The organism is Pseudomonas sp. BIC9C, assembly GCF_034541995.1.
Taxonomy (GTDB): Bacteria; Pseudomonadota; Gammaproteobacteria; order Pseudomonadales; family Pseudomonadaceae; genus Aquipseudomonas; species Aquipseudomonas fluorescens_CC.
Map to the genome: position 1 here is coordinate 764,021 of NZ_JAWDGM010000002.1, position 18,329 is coordinate 782,349.

At 59.2% G+C, this 18,329-nt stretch carries 15 protein-coding genes; 11 read left to right on the top strand and 4 right to left on the bottom strand.

Annotated elements, in window-relative coordinates:
- Positions 1–57: 57 nt before the first annotated feature.
- Positions 58–1,752: a lactate permease LctP family transporter gene (locus tag RS887_RS13420; protein ID WP_322615755.1), complete on the bottom strand. Its 1,695-nt coding sequence runs from the start codon at positions 1,750–1,752 to the stop codon at positions 58–60.
- Positions 1,753–2,013: 261 nt separating this feature from the next.
- On the opposite strand from RS887_RS13420, the gene RS887_RS13425 reads away from it, so the two are divergent.
- A complete protein-coding gene (locus tag RS887_RS13425) occupies positions 2,014–2,781 on the top strand; it encodes an FCD domain-containing protein (protein ID WP_008018798.1) in 768 nt (255 codons plus the stop codon).
- Between the two features lie 158 nt (positions 2,782–2,939).
- Here the strand turns inward: RS887_RS13425 and smpB are convergent, their stop codons facing one another.
- The gene (gene smpB, locus RS887_RS13430) at positions 2,940–3,422 is read right to left on the bottom strand and encodes an SsrA-binding protein SmpB (protein WP_007988707.1); all 483 of its coding nucleotides are present in this window, start codon (positions 3,420–3,422) and stop codon (positions 2,940–2,942) included.
- Positions 3,423–3,540: 118 nt separating this feature from the next.
- On the opposite strand from smpB, the gene RS887_RS13435 reads away from it, so the two are divergent.
- From RS887_RS13435 to RS887_RS13445, 3 genes are read left to right on the top strand one after another with little or no spacing between them, the layout of a single operon-like run.
- Positions 3,541–4,944, top strand: coding sequence for a sodium-dependent transporter (locus RS887_RS13435; RefSeq protein ID WP_322615756.1), 1,404 nt, complete (start codon positions 3,541–3,543; stop codon positions 4,942–4,944).
- A 7-nt stretch (positions 4,945–4,951) separates the two neighbouring features.
- Positions 4,952–5,386 (top strand): type II toxin-antitoxin system RatA family toxin, encoded by a 435-nt coding sequence (locus tag RS887_RS13440; protein ID WP_322615757.1) that lies wholly within the window; start codon positions 4,952–4,954, stop codon positions 5,384–5,386.
- Complete coding sequence (locus tag RS887_RS13445) at positions 5,379–5,693, top strand: RnfH family protein (protein WP_322615758.1); 315 nt, start codon at positions 5,379–5,381, stop codon at positions 5,691–5,693. Before RS887_RS13440 ends, RS887_RS13445 begins: the two co-directional genes overlap by 8 nt.
- A gap of 61 nt (positions 5,694–5,754) precedes the next feature.
- Here the strand turns inward: RS887_RS13445 and RS887_RS13450 are convergent, their stop codons facing one another.
- Positions 5,755–6,282, bottom strand: coding sequence for an outer membrane protein assembly factor BamE (locus tag RS887_RS13450; RefSeq protein ID WP_322615759.1), 528 nt, complete (start codon positions 6,280–6,282; stop codon positions 5,755–5,757).
- Between the two features lie 97 nt (positions 6,283–6,379).
- On the opposite strand from RS887_RS13450, the gene fur reads away from it, so the two are divergent.
- Positions 6,380–6,784 carry a ferric iron uptake transcriptional regulator gene (gene fur, locus RS887_RS13455; protein WP_003197684.1) on the top strand — a complete coding sequence of 135 codons (405 nt, stop codon included), beginning with the start codon at positions 6,380–6,382 and terminating at the stop codon, positions 6,782–6,784.
- Between the two features lie 75 nt (positions 6,785–6,859).
- On the opposite strand, the gene recN is transcribed toward fur, so the two are convergent.
- A complete protein-coding gene (gene recN, locus RS887_RS13460; RefSeq protein WP_111280790.1) occupies positions 6,860–8,533 on the bottom strand; it encodes a DNA repair protein RecN in 1,674 nt (557 codons plus the stop codon).
- A gap of 240 nt (positions 8,534–8,773) precedes the next feature.
- On the opposite strand from recN, the gene grpE reads away from it, so the two are divergent.
- The 6 genes from grpE to carB all read left to right on the top strand — a co-directional run bounded on the left by grpE (position 8,774) and on the right by carB (position 18,329).
- Entirely contained in the window at positions 8,774–9,340 is a 567-nt protein-coding gene (gene grpE, locus RS887_RS13465; protein ID WP_108229189.1) for a nucleotide exchange factor GrpE, read from the top strand.
- 102 nt (positions 9,341–9,442) lie between these two features.
- A complete protein-coding gene (gene dnaK / locus RS887_RS13470; RefSeq protein WP_111280792.1) occupies positions 9,443–11,359 on the top strand; it encodes a molecular chaperone DnaK in 1,917 nt (638 codons plus the stop codon).
- 296 nt (positions 11,360–11,655) lie between these two features.
- Positions 11,656–12,780, top strand: a complete 1,125-nt coding sequence (dnaJ, locus tag RS887_RS13475; protein ID WP_322615760.1) for a molecular chaperone DnaJ — start codon at positions 11,656–11,658, stop codon at positions 12,778–12,780.
- 9 nt (positions 12,781–12,789) lie between these two features.
- Complete coding sequence (dapB, locus tag RS887_RS13480; RefSeq protein ID WP_322615761.1) at positions 12,790–13,596, top strand: 4-hydroxy-tetrahydrodipicolinate reductase; 807 nt, start codon at positions 12,790–12,792, stop codon at positions 13,594–13,596.
- A gap of 259 nt (positions 13,597–13,855) precedes the next feature.
- Positions 13,856–14,992 carry a glutamine-hydrolyzing carbamoyl-phosphate synthase small subunit gene (gene carA, locus RS887_RS13485; protein WP_322615762.1) on the top strand — a complete coding sequence of 379 codons (1,137 nt, stop codon included), beginning with the start codon at positions 13,856–13,858 and terminating at the stop codon, positions 14,990–14,992.
- A gap of 115 nt (positions 14,993–15,107) precedes the next feature.
- Positions 15,108–18,329: a carbamoyl-phosphate synthase large subunit gene (gene carB, locus RS887_RS13490; protein ID WP_322615763.1), complete on the top strand. Its 3,222-nt coding sequence runs from the start codon at positions 15,108–15,110 to the stop codon at positions 18,327–18,329.

Genomic DNA, 18,329 nt, shown 5'->3' on the forward strand with positions numbered 1-18,329 from the left:
AATTGCTGACGCCGGAATCACGAACCGGCGTCGGTTATTTCCATGTCGCTTGTCGTCTTAGTGCACCAGCATGCCGGTGAACCAGTAGGCCTGGGCCAGGGTGATCAAGCCGACAATCGTTGCAAAGAATAGGCTGTGCTTGAGGGTGAAGCGGAACAGATCCGATTCTTTGCCTACCAGACCGGTTGCGGCGCAGGCCACGGCGATCGACTGTGGCGAGATCATCTTGCCGGTCACGCCGCCGCTGGTGTTCGCCGCCACCAGCAAGGTGTCGTTGACACCGATCTGGTGTGCGGTGGTCGCTTGCAGCGAACTGAACAGGGCGTTGGACGACGTATCGGAACCGGTGAGGAACACGCCCAGCCAACCGAGGAACGGCGAGAAGAACGGGAATGCCGCGCCCGTCGCTGCCAGTACCAGGGCCATGGTCGAGGACATGCCCGAGTAGTTGGTGACGAAGGCAAACGCCAGCACCATGCCGATGGACAGGATCGGCCAGCGCAGTTCGTAGAAGGTCTCTTTCAAAGTGGTCAGACCAGTTTTGAAGTTGACCTTCAGCACCAGCATCGAGATCAGCGCCGAAAAGAAAATCGCCGTGCCGGTGGCGGAAATCGGGTCCAGTTTGAACACGGCCGGAATGGCGGTTGGCGTAGCCACGATCGGCGCGGTCTTGATGACCAGTTGATCCAGATGTGGAATGGCAAAGTTGAACACGAAGCTGTACATCGAACCGCCGGCGGCAAACATGGCCTTGAACGGCTTCAGGGTCCAGAGGGTGACCAGTACGGTGAGAATCAGGAACGGCGACCAGGCCTTGAAAATTTCCCCGAGGCTGTAGGGCGATGCCACGGTGGTGCGTTTCTGGCCGAAACCACCGACGCTGGCGCTTACTACTGAGGCCGATACAGCCCCCACGATGTGTTGGCCGGCGGCGCGTTTCGGTTGCCAGACTTTCAGGAACAGGGTCAGGGCAATCAGGCTGGCCAGGGCCGAGGTGATGTCCGGCAGTTCCGGGCCGATGAAGTTCGAGGTGAAGTACTGGGTCACGGCAAAGCTCAAGCCGGCCACCAATGCCGCCGGCCAGGTTTCCCGCACGCCGCGCAGGCCGTCCATCATGAACACCAGCCAGAACGGCACGAACAGCGACAGCAGCGGCAGTTGGCGACCGGTCATGGCGCCGATCTTGAACGCGTCGATGCCGGTCACTTGCCCGGCAACAATGATCGGAATACCCAGGGCGCCGAAGGCTACCGGCGCGGTGTTGGCGATCAGGCACAAGCCGGCGGCGTACAGCGGATTGAAGCCAAGGCCTACCAGCAGGGCAGCGGTAATCGCCACTGGTGCGCCGAAACCGGCTGCACCTTCGAGGAAGGCGCCGAAACAGAAACCGATCAGCAGGACCTGCAGGCGCTGGTCATCAGTGATCGACAGGACCGAACTGCGGATGACTTCGAACTGGCCACTCTTGACCGTCAGTTTGTAGAGGAACACCGCTGCCACAATGATCCAGGCAATCGGCCACAGGCCATAGGCGAAGCCATACCCGGCGGCGGCGAACGCCATATCGACCGGCATGTGGAACGCGAAGATCGCCACCAGTATCGATAAGGCCAGGGTGATGCTGCCGGCGACATGCCCTTTGAGGCGGAACACGGCCAAAGCCAGGAAGAAAAATACGATGGGGATAACGGCGGCGAGTGCGGACAGGCCGAGGCTGCCGAGCGGGGTATAGAGCTGTTGCCAGGTTTGCATATGGGGTGGCCCCTAATTGTTGTTGGTCAGGCACTGATCAGCGTTCTTGGATAATTGGTAAGACCAATTTACAATCGCTGTTGGCTAGGGTAAAAGCCTTGTAGGCGGTGTGTCAATTTGCCGCCCTAAAACTTTTGTCGAATGCAAAGTGCACAGGCCGTCTGCCTGGTATGACCAAATGCGCTGTGGCAGGTGCTGGCGCGGCGCCGATAGGCCAGAATAGAGCCCCGGCGAACCGTCGGATCGTGGAGAAATCGAGTTATGGGGTTTGATCAGATTCGTCAGCGCCGTTTGTCTGACGATATTGTCGAGCAGCTTGAGGGCATGATCCTCGAGGGCACGTTGAAGGCGGGTGAGCGCTTGCCGGCCGAGCGTGCGTTGGCCGAACAATTTGGCGTGTCACGCCCTTCGTTGCGCGAAGCCATTCAGAAACTGACCGCCAAGGGATTGCTGGTCAGTCGCCAGGGCGGCGGCAACTATGTGGTGGAATCACTGGGGAGCACCTTCAGTGATCCCTTGTTGCATCTGCTGGAAAGCAACCCCGAGGCGCAACGCGATCTGCTGGAGTTTCGCCATACGCTGGAAGCGTCCTGCGCCTACTACGCGGCGTTGCGTGCCACTGATGTGGATCGCGAGCGACTGACCGCGGCATTCAACGAATTACAGGACTGCTATTCGCGTCACGAAGAGGTGAGTCGTGCCGAAGAGGGGGCTGCGGACGCAAAGTTTCACCTGGCGATTGCCGAGGCCAGCCACAATGCCGTGTTGCTGCACACTATTCGCGGGCTGTTCGACCTGCTCAAGCGCAACGTGGTGACCAACATCGGTGGCATGTACAAGCAACGTACCGAAACCCGCGACATGTTGATCACGCAGCACCGGGAGCTCTATCAGGCGATTATCGAAGGGCGGGCGGAGCAGGCGCGGGAAGTTTCCAGTCGACACATTTTGTATGTGCAGGAAGTGCTGGAAGAAGTGCGTCAGGAGGTACAGCGCATGGCCCGGGCGGAACGGCGCAAGGGGATGTAACTGTAGTGGGATTCAATGTGGCGAGGGAGCTTGCTCCCGCTGGGGCGCGAAGCGACCCTGGCTTTAAGCGCCGTAGTCACGAAGGTCATTGGCGACTGCTGCGCAGCCGAGCGGCAAGCTCCCTCGCCACAAAGCAGTGATCAGACCGGCAAGGAAAATTACTCTTCCTTGCCCTTGTTGCGCACCGCGCGCTGCAATTCACGACCGGCGTCGCGTTCGCGCTCGGTATCACGCTTGTCGTATTCCTTCTTGCCCTTGCCCAGAGCGATCTCGCACTTGACCATGTGCTTGCTCCAGTACCAGGACAGGCACACGCAGGCGTAACCCTTTTGCTGCACGGCAGCGGAGAGTTTTTCCAGCTCGCGTCGATTGAGCAGCAATTTACGGGTGCGAACCGGATCAGCGATGACGTGGGTGCTGGCGGTCGTCAGGGGCGTGATGTGACTACCGAGCAGCCAGGCCTCGCCATCCTTGAGCAGTACGTAGCTGTCGACCAGCTGCAACTTGCTTGCCCGCAGACTTTTTACTTCCCAGCCGGCCAGGACCAGACCAGCCTCGAACCGATGCTCGATGAAGTAATCGTGTCGCGCCTTTTTATTTTGCGCGATGGTCCCTGTTGGGTGTTTCTTCTGTTTAGCCATAGGGGCGGCATTATAGGGAGTTGCACGCGAGTCGGCTACGGTGTTGCTACGTGCTTGAGCAGGTTGATTGAATCCCGGACAATGCGGCCTCTTTTTTGAACGCTTGGGCGTGATAGCGATGTCGACAGACAAGGTTTCAGTCCACGGCAGTTGGGCTAGCCGCTGGGTCTTCATACTCGCCGCGACCGGTTCGGCTGTGGGGTTGGGTAGTATCTGGAAATTCCCGTACATGGTCGGCGTCTATGGTGGCGGCGCCTTCGTGCTGATGTTCCTGGTTTGCATCGCGCTGATTGGCGTGCCGGTCATGCTGGCGGAAACCCTGATCGGTCGGCGTGCCCGGCACAGCCCGGCCAATGCCTTGAAGGTGCTGGCGATTGAGGCGGGGCACTCGGCCAAATGGTCATGGGGCGCATTTGCCGGAATGATCACGGCGTTGCTGATCCTGTCTTTCTATAGTGTGGTTGGCGGCTGGTCGCTGGATTACATCATCGACATGGGGCGTGGCGACTTCCAGGGCGTGACGCCGGACCAGGTGGGGGCTTACTTCGGCAATGTGATCGCCGATCCCTGGCGCCTGACACTTTGGCACACGATTTTCATGCTGTTGTCAGCGGTGGTGATCGCCAAGGGCGTGGTTGCCGGGCTTGAGCGCAGCTTGCGCATCATGATGCCGTTGTTGTTCGTGATGATCCTCGTGCTGCTGGGTTACAGCATGACCACCGGCCATTTCATGGACGGCGTGCATTTCATGTTCGACTTTCATCCGGAAAAGGTACTGGACGGTTTGTTGCCCGCGATGGGGCATGCATTCTTTTCCCTGAGCGTGGGCGTCGGCTCGATCATGATCTACGGCGCCTACATGCCAAAGGATTCGTCGATATCGGGGACTGTCCTTGGCGTGGCGCTGCTCGACACCTTCGTGTCCCTGGTGGCCGGCCTGGCATTGTTTCCGATTGTTTTTGCGGCGGGCCTGAATCCGAGCGAAGGGCCGGGGCTGATGTTCGTCAGCCTGCCGTTTGCCTTCGGTAACGTGGCGTTCGGGCAATTGATGGGGGTGGTGTTCTTCGTGCTGGTGGCGGTCGCTGCCTGGAGTTCGGCAATTTCCCTGCTTGAGCCGATGGTGGCCTACCTGGTCGAACGCACTAAAGTCAGGCGAGCATGGGTCACCTTCTGGCTGGCTTTCAGCTGCTGGTTTGTCGGCCTGGGCACGGTGTTTTCCTTCAATATCTGGAAGGAGGCCAAGTTCTTCGTGAGCGAAGGCGGTATGTTCCACCTCTACCAATGGGGCGCAACCGGTGGTCTCGACTTCTTTGGCGTGATTGATTTCTTTACCTCGCGACTCATGTTGCCGCTTGGCGGTTTGTGTTTCGTGGTGTTTGCGGGCTGGATCATGGGGCGTGAAGCGGTGCGCGACGAGTTGTCGATGCGCAATCCTGCGCTGTTTGGTCTGTCCTTGTTCTTGATGCGCTATGTGGCGCCCATCGGCATCCTCGTAGTGTTTGCCGCCCAGCTGTGGAAATAACGCTGACATGACGACACACATTTCACGTTCGGCCTTGCTGCCGTACCCGGCCCAAGCGCTGTATGACCTGGTCAACGACGTGGCTCGCTATCCGGAGTTTCTGCCGTGGTGCTCATCGGCTGAGGTGCTCGAAAGCTCTGCTGAGCATATGCGCGCCAGCGTTGGCGTGGCCAAGGGTGGCCTCAGCCAGCATTTCGTGACGCGCAATACCCTGGTTCCTGGCCAGTCGATCGAAATGAACCTTGAGGAAGGCCCGTTCACTCAGTTGCACGGCATCTGGGTGTTCAAGGCGTTGACCGATAAGGCTTGCAAGATCAGCCTGGACCTTTCATTCGATTACGCGGGGCCGATTGTTCGCGCGACCCTGGGACCATTGTTCAATCAGGCGGCCAATACGCTGGTGGATGCATTCTGCCAGCGGGCCAAGCAAATGCATGGTTGAGGCGGATATCGGGGTTGAGGTGGTGTATGCCGCCGTTGATCGCCAGGTGCTTGTGCCGCTGAAAGTGCCAGCAGGAACGACTGTTCGTGCGGCCTTGCTGAAATCCGGTATAGGTCAGGCATTTCCTGAGCTGAATCTGGCTGAATGTCCTGTGGGGATCTTCGGTAAGGTCGTTGCCGATCCCGACAGCCGTTTGGTTCAGTCGGGGGACCGCATCGAGATTTATCGGCCGTTGCTGGCTGATCCGAAAGAGGTTCGCCGGCTGCGTGCGGCCAAGGCTGCCGAGGCGAAGGCCCGGAATCTGTAAGTCGCCGAACGCCAGGCAATAAAAAGCCCGGGCATGCCGGGCTTTTTTAATGCGTCGCAAATTATTGCGGCGAGGTTTCCAGTGGTCGCGGCGTCGGGACCGGAACGGTTTCTACGCCGTCGACGTCCTTCTGGATCTGGTCCAGCAACGAACCTGGCTTGACCGGTTTTTCCGGTTTTGGTTTTTCGATGTTTTCTGCCGGGGCAGCCACTGTCGTGCCGCTGTCCTTGCCGAGAATGGCTTCGTCGCGGCTCACGCCGGGCATGAAATCACCGGAGAGGCTGACAAGCTGATCATTTGGGTTGAAGATAACGCTGATGCGTTCTTGCTGGCGTTCACCGCCACCGGGTTGCAGGCTGTACAGATAATCCCAGCGATCGGCATGGAACGTGTCAGTCAGCAGAGGGTTGCCCATGATAAACCGTACTTGCTTACGGGTCATTCCCGGGCGTAACTGGTCTATCATGTCCTGCGTGACGACATTGCCCTGCTGGATGTCGATTTTGTAAACCCCGGGGAATGAACAACCGGCGAGTGCGAGCAGTCCCACAAAGGTGAAACTGGTTAGCAAGAGCTTGGTGTTTTGCATCGGTGGGCGACTTCCACTATCTTGGCTGGGACAACGTAAACGCCGATCATACCCGCATTAAGAGAAGCTGCGAAGCAGCATCGCGAGAAAGCTGACCATGGTTGAAAATAGCGAACTACGCAAAGCCGGCCTCAAAGTGACCCTTCCACGGGTCAAAATTCTGCAAATGCTCGATTCCGCCGAGCAGCGCCACATGAGTGCCGAGGATGTCTACAAGGCCCTTATGGAGGCTGGTGAGGACGTCGGTCTGGCCACGGTTTACCGTGTTCTGACCCAGTTCGAGGCAGCTGGCCTTGTGGTGCGGCACAACTTCGACGGAGGCCATGCGGTCTTCGAACTGGACGACGGAAAGCATCACGACCATATGGTCAACGTCGAAACCAGCGAAGTGATCGAATTCTTCGACGAGGAAATCGAGCGGCTTCAGAAAGCAATCGTCGACAAGTATGGCTTCGAGATGGTTGATCACAATCTGGTGCTGTACGTGCGCAAGAAAAAGTAAGCATGTCGCGCGAACATCCGTTCGCGAAACGAGCGAAGGCGACCCCAGGGTCGCCTTCGTGCTTTCTGCCTTTACTCAAGCTTTTGCAGCAACCACCATTTTCCTGGCATGAGCCAGGGACTCCTTGGTGAGGTCAATACCGCCCAGCATTCGTGCGACTTCTTCGACGCGGTCGTTTTTGCTCAATCTGGAAACGGCTGTGCGGGTGGCATCCTCACCGCGCACCTTGTGCACAAATAGATGCTGATGACCCTGCGCTGCCACTTGCGGCAAGTGGGTCACGGTCAGTACCTGCCCGCGCTCGCCGAGCCTGCGCAGCAACTGGCCGACAATTTCTGCGGTCGGGCCGCCAATGCCGACGTCGACTTCGTCGAATACCAGGGTCGGAACGCGGGAAGTCTGTGCGGTGATGACCTGGATCGCCAGGCTGATCCGCGACAGTTCGCCGCCGGATGCCACTTTCGCCAGGGCCTTCAACGGCTGGCCAGGGTTGGCGCTGACCAGCAGTTCTACCTGTTCCAGACCATTGGGCAGTAGCTCATCGCTGCTGTTGGGGCGCAATTCAATGGTAAAGCGCCCGCCAGGCATGCCCAGTCGCTGGATTTCCTGCTCCACGGCGCTGGCCAGGCTGTTCGACGCCTGGTGCCTCAGATCGCTCAGTTCCCGGGCCCTTTCCTGATAGTGCCGAGCATAGGACGACAGCTCATCGCTCAGTCGCTCGATGGATTCGTCGTTGGCGTTCAGGGTTTCGATTTCATCCAGCAGTTTCTGCTGCATCTCGGCAACTTCAGTTGGCTGGATGCGGTGTTTGCGTGCCAGGGTGTAGATCGCGTCGAGGCGTTCTTCAAGGTATTGAAGGCGCGACGGGTCGGCGTCGAAATTGTCGAGGAAGCGGTTCAGTTCACCTACGGCCTCTTCAACCTGGATCTGTGCACTGGTCAACAAGCTGCTGGCTTCGCCCAGAGCCCCGATCGAGCTGTTCACGCTCGACAGGCGGTTGAGGCTGGCGGTGAGGGCGTTGAGGACATTCCCGGAATCACTTTCACTGCATTGCTCGACGACTTGCCGGCAGATTCCCAGCAGGGTTTCGGCGTTGGTCAGGTTCTTGTGTTCCTGTTCCAACTGCTCCAGCTCGTTGTCGCCAAGGCCGAGGTTTTCCAGTTCTTCGAGTTGATAGCTGAGCAGCTGGTGGCGGGCGCGTTGCTCGTCGCCGGAGTTGGAGAGTCGCTCCAGTTCCTGGCGGGTCTGGCGCCAGCGTTGGGCGGCGAGTTGAACCTGGCGGGCAAGATCCGTCGCGCCGGCATATTCATCGAGCAGGCGACGGTGGGTATCGGTCTTGAGCAGGGATTGGTGTTCGTGCTGGCTGTGAATGTCGATCAGCAGCTCGCCCAGTGCCTTGAGGTCGCCAAGCGGGCAGGGCGTGCCGTTGATGTAGCCACGCGAGCGTCCTTCGGATGTGATCACCCGGCGCAGGATGCACGGGCCGTCGTTTTCCAGGTCGCGTTCGGCCAGCCAGGCGCTGGCTTCCGGAATGTCGGCCAGATCAAAGGTGGCCAGGATGTCGGCCTTGTCGGCGCCAGGGCGGACCACGCCACTGTCGGCGCGATCACCCAGGGTAAGGCCCAGCGCGTCGAGCATGATCGACTTGCCCGCGCCGGTTTCCCCGGTGATCACGCTCATCCCGCGATCGAGTTCGAGATCGAGATGTTCAACGATGGCGTAGTTGTGTACGGACAGGTGCACCAGCATATGGGCCGCTCCCAGGTGTTAGGTCTGGTTATTTATACAGTGTTTTGTTTCTGGCTGACAATGCCTCTCGTTAGCTCGATTGGCTTGGCCCGACGAAACCCTTATCGCGGACGGGAATGACAATGCAGTTGTTTTTTGTAGGGTTAATGATCGTGCCCCCTTGAAGCCGGATTTTGCGGCCCCATATAGCTGGGCAGAAGCGCGAGTCGAGCTCGCGGACGATATTGAAAGGAGAAATCTATGGCTGACGAACAGACAGTGGATACGCAAAACCCAGACGCCAACCAGGCGCCCGAGGCTTCGGGTGAAGACCTGGCGGCTCGTGTACAAGTGCTCGAAGAGCAACTGGCAGGCGCTCAGGATCAGGCTTTGCGTGTAGCCGCCGATCTGCAGAACGTCCGCCGTCGCGCCGAGCAGGATGTGGAGAAGGCTCACAAGTTCGCGCTGGAAAAATTCGCCAGCGACCTGCTGCCGATCGTCGACAGCCTGGAGCGCGGCCTGGAACTGTCCAGCCCGGACGACGAAAGCATCCGTCCGATGCGCGAAGGCATCGAGCTGACCCTGAAAATGTTCCACGACACCCTCAAGCGTTATCAGCTTGAAGCGATCGATCCGCATGGCGAACCGTTCAATGCCGTTCAGCATCAGGCAATGGCCATGCAGGAAAGCGCCGATGTCGAGCCGAACAGCGTTCTGAAGGTGTTCCAGAAGGGCTATCAGCTCAATGGTCGCCTGCTGCGCCCGGCCATGGTCGTGGTCAGCAAGGCGCCTGCGCCGGTTTCGCCCTCGATTGACGAGCAGGCTTGAAATCCGCCGCAAGGCCCCCATTTATAAGTCAAGCGTTTAAGTGCTACCGCAGTTAGCCACCACTGCTGCGGCAACCAAATCCAAAGTTTCGGGAGAGTGAACATGGGCAAAATTATCGGTATCGACCTGGGGACTACCAACTCCTGCGTCTCCGTGCTGGAAAACGGCAAGGCAAAAGTTATTGAAAACGCTGAAGGCGCGCGTACCACGCCGTCGATCATCGCTTACGCCAACGATGGCGAAATTCTGGTTGGCCAGTCGGCCAAGCGTCAGGCCGTGACCAATCCGCACAACACCCTGTATGCGGTGAAGCGTCTGATCGGTCGTCGTTTCGACGAAGAAGTCGTGCAGAAAGACATCCAGATGGTCCCTTACAAGATCGTCAAGGCTGACAACAGCGACGCCTGGGTTGAAGTGAACGGCCAGAAAATGGCGCCGCCACAAATCTCGGCTGAAATCCTGAAAAAGATGAAGAAGACCGCCGAAGACTACCTCGGCGAGACCGTGACTGAAGCGGTGATCACCGTTCCGGCCTACTTCAACGACAGCCAGCGTCAAGCGACCAAAGACGCCGGCCGCATCGCCGGTCTGGACGTAAAACGTATCATCAACGAACCAACCGCAGCTGCTCTGGCTTACGGTATGGACAAGGCGAAGGGCGATCACACCGTGATCGTTTACGACCTGGGTGGCGGTACTTTCGACGTTTCCGTGATCGAGATCGCTGAAGTCGATGGTGAGCACCAGTTCGAAGTACTGGCCACCAACGGTGACACGTTCCTGGGCGGTGAAGACTTTGACATTCGTCTGATCGACTACCTCGTCGACGAATTCAAGAAAGAAAGCGGCATGAACCTCAAGGGCGACCCGCTGGCCATGCAGCGCCTGAAAGAGGCTGCTGAAAAAGCCAAGATCGAACTGTCCTCGAGCCAGTCGACCGACGTGAACCTGCCGTACATCACTGCAGACGCCACCGGTCCAAAGCACCTGAACGTGAAGATCTCCCGCGCCAAGCTCGAAGCATTGGTGGAAGACCTGGTTCAGCGCACCATCGAACCTTGCCGCATCGCGATGAAAGATGCCGGTATCGACGTTGGCGCGATCAACGACGTGATCCTGGTGGGCGGTCAGACCCGTATGCCACTGGTTCAGAAGCTGGTCACCGAGTTCTTCGGTAAAGAAGCTCGTAAAGACGTGAACCCGGACGAAGCGGTTGCCATGGGTGCTGCTATCCAGGGCGCGGTACTGGCCGGTGACGTGAAAGACGTTCTGCTGCTCGACGTCAGCCCGCTGACCCTGGGTATCGAAACCATGGGTGGCGTGATGACCGCGCTGATCGAGAAAAACACCACGATTCCTACCAAGAAATCGCAAGTGTTCTCGACTGCCGACGACAACCAGGGCGCCGTGACCATTCACGTGCTGCAGGGCGAGCGTAAGCAAGCCGCGCAGAACAAGTCCCTGGGCAAGTTCGACCTGGCCGACATTCCACCGGCTCCACGTGGTGTGCCGCAGATCGAAGTGACCTTCGACATCGACGCCAACGGCATCCTGCACGTAGGTGCGAAAGACAAGGCTACCGGCAAGACTCAGTCGATCGTGATCAAGGCCAACTCCGGTCTGTCCGACGAAGAAATCGAGCGCATGGTGCGTGATGCCGAGGCGAACGCCGAGGAAGACCGCAAGTTCGAAGAGCTGGCCACTGCCCGCAACCAGGGCGATGCACTGGTTCACTCGACGCGCAAAATGGTTGCCGATGCTGGCGATAAAGTGACCGCTGAAGAGAAGACTGCAATCGAAGCGGCAGTAGTTGCCCTGGAAGCCGCCGTTAAAGGCGACGACAAGGCCGCTATCGAAGCCAAGGTTGAAGAGCTGTCGAAAGTCTCCGCTCCAGTGGCGCAGAAGATGTACGCCGAACAGGCTCAGCCTGCTGAAGGCGCGGCACCGCACGACGACAAGGCGGAAAAGGCTGACGACGTTGTCGACGCCGAGTTCGAAGAAGTCAAAGACCACAAGTAAGTTGTTGGTCGGCCGGTTGACTGCCTTTGGGCGGTGACTGGTAGGATGTCGCCGCGCGGGAGCTTGCTCCCGCGTTGGCGTGTCTGGAATACGCGAATTTTTACAGCATGCGACGAAGTTCGGGTGTTGGTGGTATGGCCGGGAATGCTCCTGCTTTTCGAGCCGCAAGTACCGCATTGAATCAAAGACCAGGATCGTTGAATTGACGTGAGTTGGGTCCGGGCCTGTATTGGGGCTCAACGAGTTCGGCAGACTCAGGAGGGTTTTGTCGGACGTCCTCAAGAGTGCAAAGACTTATGGCAAAGCGTGACTATTACGAAGTGTTGGGTGTTGAGCGTGGCTCAAGCGAAGCGGACCTGAAAAAGGCCTACCGTCGCCTGGCGATGAAGCACCACCCGGACCGTAATCCGGATGACAAAGCGTCGGAAGAGAAATTCAAGGAGGCCAACGAGGCCTACGAAGTGCTGTCGGATTCCGGCAAGCGCGCGGCATACGACCAGTACGGTCATGCCGGTGTCGACCCAAGCATGGGTGGCGGCGGTGCCGGGTTCGGTGGTCAGAACTTCTCCGATATCTTTGGCGATGTCTTCAGTGATTTCTTCGGTGGTGGTCGCGGCGGTTCCCGTGGTGGCGCTCAGCGCGGCAGTGACTTGCGCTACACCCTGGAACTGGACCTCGAGGAGGCGGTGCGCGGTACGACCGTGAATATCCGCGTTCCGACGCTGGTCAACTGCAAGCCTTGCGACGGCTCCGGTGCCAAGAGGGGCTCTGCGCCGGTGACCTGCCCGACTTGCGGCGGTATCGGCCAGGTGCGCATGCAGCAAGGCTTCTTCTCGGTGCAGCAGACCTGCCCGCGCTGCCATGGCCAGGGCAAGATCATTTCCGATCCGTGCGATTCCTGCCACGGCGAAGGTCGTGTCGAAGAGTACAAGACCCTGTCGGTGAAAGTGCCGGCCGGTGTCGATACCGGTGACCGCATTCGTCTGTCCGGCGAAGGCGAGGCGGGTGCTCACGGTGGCCCGACGGGCGACCTGTACGTGGTGATCAACGTGCGCGAGCACTCGATTTTCCAGCGCGATGGCAAGCATCTGTTCTGCGAAGTGCCGATCAGCTTCGTCGACGCTGCACTGGGTGGCGAGCTGGAGATTCCGACCCTCGATGGTCGCGTCAAACTGAAGATCCCTGAGGGGACTCAGACCGGCAAGCAGTTCCGTGTTCGTGGCAAGGGTGTTGCGCCCGTGCGCGGTGGCGGTGCCGGTGACCTGATGTGCCGTGTGGCGGTCGAGACTCCGGTCAACCTGAGCCGTCGCCAGCGCGAAATGCTCGAGGAGTTCCGCAGCTCGCTGGCGGACGACAACAGTCACTCGCCGAAAACCACTGGCTGGTTCGAAGGCGTCAAGCGCTTCTTCGGCGATCTGTAAGGAGTCGGCATGCGACGTATAGCTGTGATGGGCGCTGCCGGGCGCATGGGTAAAATCCTGGTCGAGGCCGTGCAGCAGCGCGCGCCCCTGACCGGTCTGACGGCAGCCGTTGTGCGCCCTGGCAGCACGCTGATTGGCGTGGATGCGGGTGAGCTGGCTTCACTGGGGCGCATTGGCGTGCCGCTGACCGGAAGCCTGGAGTCCGTGGCGGAGGAGTTCGACGTGTTGATCGACTTTACGCTGCCGGAAGTCATGCTTAAAAACCTGGCCTTCTGCCGCAAGGCGGGCAAGGCCATGGTGATCGGCACCACCGGGCTGGACGCTGCGCAGAAGCAGTTGCTGGCTGAAGCGGGCAAGGATATTTCCATTGTGTTCGCTGCCAACTTCAGCGTTGGTGTGAACCTGTCACTGAAGTTGCTCGATATGACTGCGCGCGTGCTGGGTGATGAGGCGGATATCGAAATCATCGAAGCGCATCATCGTCACAAGATCGATGCGCCGTCCGGTACGGCCCTGCGCATGGGTGAAGTGATCGCTGGTGCGCTGGATCGTGATCTGCAGAAGGTCGCGGTTTATGGTCGTGAAGGCCACACCGGTGTGCGTGAGCGTGAAACCATCGGCTTTGCCACCGTGCGCGGTGGTGATGTGGTTGGCGATCACACGGTGCTGTTTGCCTGTGAAGGCGAGCGTCTGGAAATCACCCATAAGGCCTCCAGCCGCATGACCTTCGCCAAGGGCGCGGTACGTGCTGCGTTGTGGCTGGACGGGCGCGAGCCTGGCCTTTATGACATGCAAGACGTGCTCGACCTGCGTTAAGATGCACCCGAAACCGGGCTCGCGCACAGTGTTTGAGCCCGGTTTTACCCCGCCAAGCGACGTCCTGTCGCATTCTCCAGCCTTTAAGGCTCATTGGCGGTAGACCAAAAATGCCTTTTTCTGTAAGCTACAGCTTTAGTGTGTCCACTAAAAGCGCGCAGAATAATTCAGTGAAGAAGCGGGGTGACGTGTCCATACGTCACTCCGCTTTTTTACAACCTGCGATCGCCCTTTCAGGCTTTATTTACGGGAGGTCTTCTTGACTAAGCCAGCCATACTCGCCCTTGCTGATGGCAGCATTTTTCGCGGCGAAGCCATTGGAGCCGACGGTCAAACCGTTGGTGAGGTGGTGTTCAACACCGCAATGACCGGCTATCAGGAAATCCTTACCGATCCTTCCTACGCCCAACAAATCGTTACCCTGACTTATCCGCATATCGGCAATACCGGCACCACGCCAGAGGACGCCGAGTCCAACCGCGTCTGGTCTGCCGGCCTGGTCATCCGTGACCTGCCACTGGTGGCGAGCAACTGGCGTAACACGATGTCCCTGTCGGATTACCTGAAGGCCAACAATGTTGTGGCCATCGCCGGTATCGACACCCGCCGCCTGACGCGCATCCTGCGTGAAAAAGGCGCGCAGAACGGCTGCATCATGGCCGGTGACAACATTTCCGAAGAAGCCGCCATCGCCGCCGCCCAGGGTTTCCCTGGCCTCAAGGGCATGGACCTGGCAAAAGTCGTCAGCACCACAGAGAAGTATGAGTGGCGTTCGACTGTCTGGGATCTGAAAACCGACAGCCACGCGACCCTCGAAGCCTCCGAGCTGCCGTACCACGTGGTCGCCTACGACTACGGCGTCAAGGTGAACATCCTGCGCATGCTGGTCGAGCGCGGTTGCCGCGTGACCGTCGTGCCTGCGCAAACGCCTGCTGCCGATGTACTGGCGCTGAAGCCGGACGGCGTGTTCCTGTCCAACGGCCCTGGTGATCCGGAGCCTTGCGACTATGCGATCCAGGCGATCAAGGATGTGCTGGAAACCGAAATTCCGGTCTTCGGTATCTGCCTCGGCCACCAGCTGCTGGCCCTGGCCTCCGGCGCCAAGACCCTGAAAATGGGTCATGGCCACCACGGTGCCAACCACCCCGTCCAGGATCTGGACAGCGGCGTGGTGATGATCACCAGCCAGAACCACGGTTTTGCCGTGGACGAAGCGACCCTGCCAGCCAACGTTCGCGCGATCCACAAATCGCTGTTCGACGGCACCCTGCAAGGTATCGAGCGTACCGACAAGAGCGCCTTCAGCTTCCAGGGTCACCCGGAAGCCAGCCCTGGCCCGAACGACGTAGCGCCATTGTTCGATCGCTTCATCAACGAGATGGCCAAGCGACGCTGATCGCTCGCCCTGATGTAGCACAGCTTGAGGGCGGCCCCGATACCGGTGGCCCCCTCAAGTCAGAGATTGAACAAGACGGCTTGCCGACTGACCTGCGGATTTGAGTGACAAACCCATGCCAAAACGTACAGACATTAAAAGCATCCTGATTCTCGGCGCTGGCCCGATCGTGATCGGCCAGGCATGCGAATTCGACTACTCCGGCGCCCAGGCCTGCAAGGCCCTGCGCGAAGAGGGTTATCGCGTCATCCTGGTGAACTCCAACCCGGCCACCATCATGACCGACCCGGCCATGGCCGACGCCACCTACATCGAACCGATCAAGTGGCAGACCGTTGCCAAGATCATCGAGAAAGAGCGTCCGGACGCACTGCTGCCGACCATGGGTGGCCAGACCGCTCTGAACTGTGCCCTGGACCTGGAGCGCGAAGGCGTTCTGGAGAAGTTCGGCGTAGAAATGATCGGCGCCAACGCCGACACCATCGACAAGGCTGAAGACCGCTCGCGTTTCGACAAGGCCATGAAATCCATCGGTCTGGCGTGCCCGCGTTCCGGTATCGCCCACAGCATGGAAGAGGCCAATGCGGTCCTCGAGAAGCTCGGCTTCCCGTGCATCATTCGTCCGTCCTTCACCATGGGCGGCACCGGTGGCGGTATCGCTTACAACCGTGAAGAGTTCGAAGAAATCTGCGCCCGTGGTCTGGACCTGTCGCCGACCAAGGAACTGCTGATCGACGAATCGCTGATCGGCTGGAAAGAGTACGAGATGGAGGTTGTCCGCGATAAGAAGGACAACTGCATCATCGTCTGCTCCATCGAAAACTTCGACCCGATGGGCGTGCACACCGGCGACTCGATCACCGTGGCTCCTGCACAGACCCTGACCGACAAGGAATACCAGATCCTGCGTAACGCCTCCCTGGCGGTACTGCGCGAGATCGGCGTGGAAACCGGTGGTTCCAACGTTCAGTTCGGTATCTGCCCGAACACCGGCCGCATGGTCGTGATCGAGATGAACCCGCGTGTTTCCCGTTCCTCGGCACTGGCCTCGAAAGCCACCGGCTTCCCGATCGCCAAGGTCGCGGCCAAACTGGCTGTGGGCTACACCCTGGACGAACTGTCGAACGACATCACCGGCGGCAAGACCCCGGCGTCCTTCGAGCCGTCCATCGACTACGTCGTCACCAAGTTGCCACGCTTCGCCTTCGAGAAGTTCTCCAAAGCCGACGCGCGCCTGACCACTCAGATGAAGTCGGTCGGTGAAGTCATGGCCATCGGCCGTACCTTCCAGGAGTCCCTGCAGAAAGCCCTGCGTGGTCTGGAAGTAGGCGTTTGCGGTCTGGACGAAAAGGTTGATCTGAGCAACCCGGAAAGCATGAGCGTACTCAAGCGCGAGCTGACCGTGCCGGGCGCCGAGCGTATCTGGTACGTGGCGGACGCAATGCGCGCCGGCATGAGCGTTGAAGACATCTTCGGCATGACCATGATCGATCCTTGGTTCCTGGTGCAGATGGAAGACCTGATCAAGGAAGAAGCGAAGGTCAAGACTCTGGGTCTGACCAGCATCGACCGCGATCTGATGTTCCGCCTCAAGCGCAAGGGCTTCTCCGATCAGCGTCTGGCCAAGCTGCTGGGTGTGACCGAGAAGAGCCTGCGCGCTCACCGTCACAAGCTGGAAATCTTCCCGGTCTACAAGCGCGTCGATACTTGCGCCGCCGAGTTCGCCACCGACACCGCCTATCTGTACTCGACGTACGAAGAAGAGTGCGAAGCCGCACCATCGGGTCGCGACAAGATCATGATCCTGGGTGGTGGTCCGAACCGTATCGGCCAGGGCATCGAGTTCGACTACTGCTGCGTACACGCGGCACTGGCTCTGCGCGATGACGGGTACGAGACCATCATGGTCAACTGCAACCCGGAAACCGTATCCACCGACTACGACACCTCCGATCGCCTGTACTTCGAACCAGTGACCCTGGAAGACGTGCTGGAAATCGTCCGCGTCGAGAAGCCGAAAGGCGTGATCGTCCAGTACGGCGGCCAGACCCCGCTGAAACTGGCTCGTGCCCTGGAAGCTGCTGGCGTGCCGATCATTGGCACCAGCCCTGATGCAATCGACCGCGCCGAAGACCGCGAGCGCTTCCAGCAGATGGTCCAGCGCCTGAACCTGCGTCAGCCGCCAAACGCCACCGTGCGCAGCGAAGACGAAGCCATTCGTGCCGCCAGCAAGATCGGTTACCCGCTGGTGGTGCGTCCGTCCTACGTACTGGGCGGTCGTGCGATGGAAATCGTTTACGAAGAAGAAGAACTCAAGCGCTACCTGCGTGAAGCGGTTCAGGTGTCCAACGACAGCCCGGTGCTGCTGGATCACTTCCTCAACTGCGCCATCGAAATGGACGTGGATGCGGTCTGCGACGGCAAGGACGTGGTGATCGGCGCGATCATGCAGCACATCGAGCAGGCCGGTGTTCACTCCGGTGACTCCGCGTGCTCGCTGCCGCCATACTCGCTGCCGGCCCACATCCAGGACGAGATGCGCGAACAGGTCAAGAAAATGGCCCTGGAACTCGGCGTGGTCGGCCTGATGAACGTTCAGTTGGCGCTGCAAGGCGAAGACATCTACGTCATCGAAGTCAACCCGCGTGCTTCCCGTACCGTACCGTTCGTGTCCAAGTGCATCGGTGTTTCCCTGGCGATGATCGCAGCGCGCGTGATGGCCGGTAAAACCCTGAAAGAGCTGGGTTTCACCAAGGAAATCATCCCGAACTTCTACAGTGTGAAAGAGGCGGTATTCCCGTTCGCCAAATTCCCAGGCGTTGACCCGATCCTCGGCCCTGAGATGAAGTCCACCGGTGAAGTGATGGGCGTTGGCGACACCTTCGGCGAGGCGTTCGCCAAGGCCCAGATGGGCGCCAGCGAAGTGTTGCCGACCGGCGGTACTGCGTTCATCAGCGTACGTGACGACGACAAGCCGCTGGTTGCGGGTGTGGCCCGTGATCTGATCAACTTGGGCTTCGAAGTGGTTGCCACTGCCGGTACTGCCAAGCTGATCGAGGCTGCAGGCCTGAAAGTGCGCCGTGTGAACAAGGTGACCGAAGGTCGTCCGCACGTGGTCGACATGATCAAGAATGACGAAGTCACGCTGATCATCAACACCACCGAAGGTCGTCAGTCGATCGCTGATTCGTACTCCATTCGTCGTAATGCCCTGCAGCACAAGATTTACTGCACCACCACCATTGCTGCTGGCGAAGCTATCTGTGAAGCGCTGAAGTTCGGTCCCGAGAAGACCGTGCGCCGCTTGCAGGATCTACACGCAGGATTGAAGGCATGA

Excerpts from the sequence above, each read along its gene's own strand:
- RS887_RS13435 (WP_322615756.1), top strand. The coding sequence starts at position 3,541 with ATGTCGACAGACAAGGTTTCAGTCCACGGCAGTTGGGCTAGCCGCTGG.
- dnaK (WP_111280792.1), top strand. The coding sequence starts at position 9,443 with ATGGGCAAAATTATCGGTATCGACCTGGGGACTACCAACTCCTGCGTC.
- RS887_RS13445 (WP_322615758.1), top strand. The coding sequence starts at position 5,379 with ATGGTTGAGGCGGATATCGGGGTTGAGGTGGTGTATGCCGCCGTTGAT.
- dapB (WP_322615761.1), top strand. The coding sequence starts at position 12,790 with ATGCGACGTATAGCTGTGATGGGCGCTGCCGGGCGCATGGGTAAAATC.
- carB (WP_322615763.1), top strand. The coding sequence starts at position 15,108 with ATGCCAAAACGTACAGACATTAAAAGCATCCTGATTCTCGGCGCTGGC.
- smpB (WP_007988707.1), bottom strand. The coding sequence starts at position 3,422 with ATGGCTAAACAGAAGAAACACCCAACAGGGACCATCGCGCAAAATAAA.
- RS887_RS13440 (WP_322615757.1), top strand. The coding sequence starts at position 4,952 with ATGACGACACACATTTCACGTTCGGCCTTGCTGCCGTACCCGGCCCAA.
- grpE (WP_108229189.1), top strand. The coding sequence starts at position 8,774 with ATGGCTGACGAACAGACAGTGGATACGCAAAACCCAGACGCCAACCAG.
- recN (WP_111280790.1), bottom strand. The coding sequence starts at position 8,533 with ATGCTGGTGCACCTGTCCGTACACAACTACGCCATCGTTGAACATCTC.
- dnaJ (WP_322615760.1), top strand. The coding sequence starts at position 11,656 with ATGGCAAAGCGTGACTATTACGAAGTGTTGGGTGTTGAGCGTGGCTCA.
- fur (WP_003197684.1), top strand. The coding sequence starts at position 6,380 with ATGGTTGAAAATAGCGAACTACGCAAAGCCGGCCTCAAAGTGACCCTT.
- RS887_RS13420 (WP_322615755.1), bottom strand. The coding sequence starts at position 1,752 with ATGCAAACCTGGCAACAGCTCTATACCCCGCTCGGCAGCCTCGGCCTG.
- RS887_RS13425 (WP_008018798.1), top strand. The coding sequence starts at position 2,014 with ATGGGGTTTGATCAGATTCGTCAGCGCCGTTTGTCTGACGATATTGTC.
- RS887_RS13450 (WP_322615759.1), bottom strand. The coding sequence starts at position 6,282 with ATGCAAAACACCAAGCTCTTGCTAACCAGTTTCACCTTTGTGGGACTG.